Source organism: Acinetobacter sp. WCHAc060033 (assembly GCF_004209125.1).
In the GTDB taxonomy this organism is placed as follows: Bacteria; Pseudomonadota; Gammaproteobacteria; order Pseudomonadales; family Moraxellaceae; genus Acinetobacter; species Acinetobacter wuhouensis.
The window spans coordinates 1-363 of sequence record NZ_SGSW01000205.1; the positions used below are offsets into that span (position 1 = coordinate 1).

Here is a 363-nt window from a genome sequence, read left to right on the forward strand (position 1 = left end):
TGGACATTTACCTTCCCGTTTTAACCGTGATAAAGCACGTCCATATGTGGGTGCTTTATCCGTGTTGATCACTTGTGGAATTTGCCACTTCTTCACATTATTTAAAATTTTTCCAAGAAAACAATATGCTGATTTGGTATTACGTCTAGAAGAAAGATAAAAATCAATGGTATCGCCACGTTGATCGACTGCACGATACAGATAAGACCATCGTCCATTCACTTTTACATAGGTTTCATCAATATGCCACGAGCTCAGATCTGTAGGATTACGCCAATACCAGCGTAAACGTTTTTCTATTTCAGGAGCATAACGTTGAACCCAACGGTAAATAGTCGTGTGATCAACATTCACACCCCGTTC

General features: G+C 39.7%; 1 pseudogene. It reads right to left on the bottom strand.

The annotated features are described in order from the left end of the window. Positions 1 to 363: pseudogene (locus EXE10_RS21290) on the bottom strand (IS6-like element IS1006 family transposase); the annotation flags it as partial.